A 3,763-nucleotide genomic window follows, 5' to 3' on the forward strand; every position below is an offset into this window, starting at 1 on the left:
TATTTCATCTTTGTTATCGAAACCGAACATTTTTAGAAAAGCAGGATTTACTTCAATGAATTTACCTTTTGCACCGGCTGTAGTCCTATAAACTCCGACATTCAAATTATCTGTTAAGGATTTGAATTTTTCCAAGGATTCGATATGTGCTTTATCTAATGCTTTTTTTTCAGTTATATCCCTGGTAAGAATGAGTACGGAATTTTCATCGAAAACAGTAAAACGAGCTTCAAAGTATCTTAACTCATTACTTATGGGAAGTTCATATTCAAAGGACATGATTTTGCCAGTATTAAGGACTTCTTTTGTCAAATCAATCGTTTTTACAGCAATATTTTTCGGTAAAATATCAGTAATTTTTTCATTAATAAAATTTTCCGGTCTGGAGTATAGTAAATCATTTTTCGGAGCATGATAATCAAGGAAAATACCATTTTTATCGAGATGAAAAAGTATATCCGGCAGGGCATTTAAGACAGCCTGATTTTTTAATTCATCCTTTTGATAATGCTGCCTACTTTTTTTGAGTTTCCTGTTTTCTTCTTTTAAGGTGTTTAATTCTATCAGTAGCTGTTCTTTTGTTTTTTCCTGATCAAGCATTCATACTCCTCCAACTTTATTCACCAATAATCTTTACTAATACCCGTTTCCTTCTTTTTCCATCAAATTCACCGTAAAATATCTGTTCCCAGGATCCAAAATCCAGTTTTCCGTTGGTAATGGCAACGACAACTTCTCGACCCATGATCGTTCTTTTCAAGTGCGCATCTGCATTGTCTTCAAAACCATTATGCTGGTATTGGGAATAAGGCTTTTCCGGAGCAAGTTTTTCCAGCCATCTTTCATAATCATGATGCAGACCTTTCTCATCGTCATTGATAAAAACACTCGCTGTGATGTGCATGGCATTTACCAGGCATAAACCTTCCTGTACTCCGCTTTCTTTTAAACAAACATCGACATCCGGAGTAATATTGATCAATTGCCTGCGGGAATGTGTGTTGAACCAGAGTTCTTTTCTGTATGATTTCATGATTTCTCCTGTAAAACAATTTGCCAAATTGTTAATTTTTACATCTAAAACAAGATTGTTTTAGTTACTGTATCACAATCAATACTGGTTGTGAATGTAGCACAGAATTGCATTCTGTAAAAAAATACAATTCCTCAAATATATAATGAAGATTCACATTTTTCAAAAATGTGTTACATCACCAATCCGTCAAAATATGCGATCAGTTTTTTCCTCAAACTTTTCCTGATCTTTTTATCGATCGTTCTGATCGCTCTTTCCTGTGCTTCAAAATAGGTTGTGTGTCCTTCTTTGCCTTTTTCAAAAAGAGAAACTATTGTATTTCCTGCTCTATCATTGATCTTCAAATTAAAATTATACCTGACGAACTTAAAATCGTCATCTCTTTTCAAATCAGTATTTTCAAACAAAACATCGCTTTCAACATTAAGAACACCATTTTCCGAGATAATAAATCCAAGATCGGTCAGCATTGATTCGACTGCAATTCTAATTTTATTATCTGGATCATTTTGGATATTTATGCTGAATCCAACCTGTTTTGCCAATTCCGCTGCTTCCTTGATAATATCTTGATAATTATATTTCAGTTCGAGAAATTCCTTTGTGTCCGGAGAAATAATATTTAGTTGATCTAACAAAATTTCATTATTCAAAGCAATTACGGAAGCAGCATTCATAGCCGCATATTTAACCAAAATATCGCTTGCTTCTTTGCTTTGTTTGAAAAAATATTCTATCCGCTCTGCATTCTTATTGATCTTTTCTTCGTAGATCTCACCGGTTTCAAACCGTTTCAGATAAGCAAGAGCATGAACACGACCGAGATTGTCTGTATAGCTGTCTGCGAACTGGATATTATAAAGAGTCTGTTCGGACTTGATATTGACATTTTTATTCACATCGAAGTCATCTTCGGTTGTGGTTTTATTATCGATGGTCAGTTCGCGGTATCTTTGTTTAGTCGTTTCTTCAGCTTTGATCTTTGATTCGAAAATTTTGGAAAGATTGGCAGCAGCCATATTCTCCGCATCATTCCAGGAATCTCCCTCCCCGATGGCTGTCAAATATAATTGTTCCGAATACTTTGCTTTGGGATTATCCATCCAGACAGGTCTTGAGCTTGTTTCCTTTTTACTTTTTGCCTGTACTGCACAGGAAATGACTATAAAAAATACAAGCAGAATAAAAATCGTCTTTTTCATCTTTATCTCCATTTTCTTTCTTGTTATTTCTCGATCCTACACTCCTGCGAGGGAATGCTTTCTTCTAATGCTCTACTTTGATGAGTAATCAGAACAATCCGTCAAAAGCCGGACTAAAGGTTCCGGGCTACAATTAATCCAGATAATACGATTCGAGCAAATTCAATTTGTCAGCTTTAAATTCTTTTTCTCCCAGATCATCGGTAAAAAGGAGCGTATTGTTATCAGAATAATATTCGATCTTGATATGATGGATCCCGGGTTCGACTAACAACTCCTTAATTAGAGCTTTGGAAGGGAAAAAGCGAGAGATCCGCAGGTCGGCATTTTCCGTTGCATCAACCAGAGCATCGGTAGCCAGTCGAGCTGCAAAACCGAGAATATTATTATTTATCTTTGCTTCCATTTCCTGTTTTCGCTTTTCTGCAAACAAACCTTTGACTATTGCTCGGGTGATAGTCTTTAAATAAATGATAGGTTCTTTGATCTTATAAGTTTCCAAAGCAACATTTTCAATACTTTCGATGATCTTCAGTTCTCCGGCAATCCGATTATCAACTACAACTTTAACTTTCGCTATGCATGAGCTCCTTAAATTCATTTTGGGGAGCTGGAATTTAAAATGATAACCTTCTTCAATTCCTTTCCAGGGAATAACATTAAAATCCTCAATTTTCTGTTTCCCGCGCGGATTTTCTTCGGTTCTGGCGATCACGATCAGGTCTTTTTCCGTATGGATATAAAGTGTATTTGCTTTTTTATCAGGAGATTTCCCAATGAAACTCAAAACATCGATCCTTGTTTTATTGGTTCGCTCGAGGTAATTATCGAACTGGATTTTGGGAAAATTATAGATTTGAGATTGCAGATCCCAGGCTTCTGCTATTTTATTTTTATCTATCCGGGCATCATCCAGCTTACCTTCAGCGCGATAAAGAAGTAAACTCAAATACCTTCCCAGAGCAGAATTGTGGAATTTATTCTTGCCTGCTTTGAAATCTACTTTTTTATCTTTGGAAAGATTGAATTGATCTGCTATTTTTGTGTGCTTGTCTTCTAACATCGAAAGTTTGTTATTTATCCTGCGAATTTCTACGAAGGCATCGTCAAAAAGGTCGAGTTCGATATAATTCAACGCTTTAAATATATTCAGGTAAATATCCTCATAATCTTCCCCTGCATATTCGAGTACATTGTCGTTGAGCAGAAGAGATGCTGCTGCTCTGCTGATGCTTTTCGTATAAAGTTCCTCGATCGCCTTTTCTGCTTTGGATAAGAATTCGTTACTTTTTGCATACTCTTTATGGTAATGATAGAGCATCCCCAGATCAAGATAATACACGACCTTTTCTTTGGGTTTGTAATATTTGTCTTTGGCACTTTCTATTTGGGAGATCGCTCCCGCATAATCGCGGATCTTCAATTTTTCTTCGATTCCGGTGAATTGAACTTTTGAAGTTTTCATGGTGGCACAAGAAGAAATGATAAATATTAAAAAGAATATAATTATTTTAGAAATTATTGA

Annotated in this window: 4 protein-coding genes; all 4 read right to left on the reverse strand. The window is 35.6% G+C overall.

All coding sequences use genetic code 11. From position 1 onward, the window contains the following. Nucleotides 1-600: PAS domain-containing protein (locus tag ENL20_00090; protein ID HHE36960.1), on the reverse strand; the 600-nt coding region annotated here is incomplete at its 3' end. A 16-nt stretch (nt 601-616) separates the two neighbouring features. Beyond that, nucleotides 617-1,033 (reverse strand): YjbQ family protein, encoded by a 417-nt coding sequence (locus tag ENL20_00095; GenBank protein ID HHE36961.1) that lies wholly within the window; start codon nt 1,031-1,033, stop codon nt 617-619. A gap of 173 nt (nt 1,034-1,206) precedes the next feature. Further along, nucleotides 1,207-2,250 (reverse strand): hypothetical protein, encoded by a 1,044-nt coding sequence (locus ENL20_00100; protein ID HHE36962.1) that lies wholly within the window; start codon nt 2,248-2,250, stop codon nt 1,207-1,209. A gap of 121 nt (nt 2,251-2,371) precedes the next feature. Continuing rightward, complete coding sequence (locus ENL20_00105) at nt 2,372-3,703, reverse strand: hypothetical protein (GenBank protein HHE36963.1); 1,332 nt, start codon at nt 3,701-3,703, stop codon at nt 2,372-2,374. Nucleotides 3,704-3,763: the final 60 nt, after the last annotated feature.

The sequence above is a fragment of the Candidatus Cloacimonadota bacterium genome, assembly GCA_011372345.1.
In the GTDB taxonomy this organism is placed as follows: Bacteria; Cloacimonadota; Cloacimonadia; order Cloacimonadales; family TCS61; genus DRTC01.

Coding starts and splice junctions, on each gene's coding strand:
- ENL20_00095 (HHE36961.1), bottom strand. CDS start 1,033: ATGAAATCATACAGAAAAGAACTCTGGTTCAACACACATTCCCGCAGG.
- ENL20_00100 (HHE36962.1), bottom strand. CDS start 2,250: ATGGAGATAAAGATGAAAAAGACGATTTTTATTCTGCTTGTATTTTTT.
- ENL20_00105 (HHE36963.1), bottom strand. CDS start 3,703: ATGAAAACTTCAAAAGTTCAATTCACCGGAATCGAAGAAAAATTGAAG.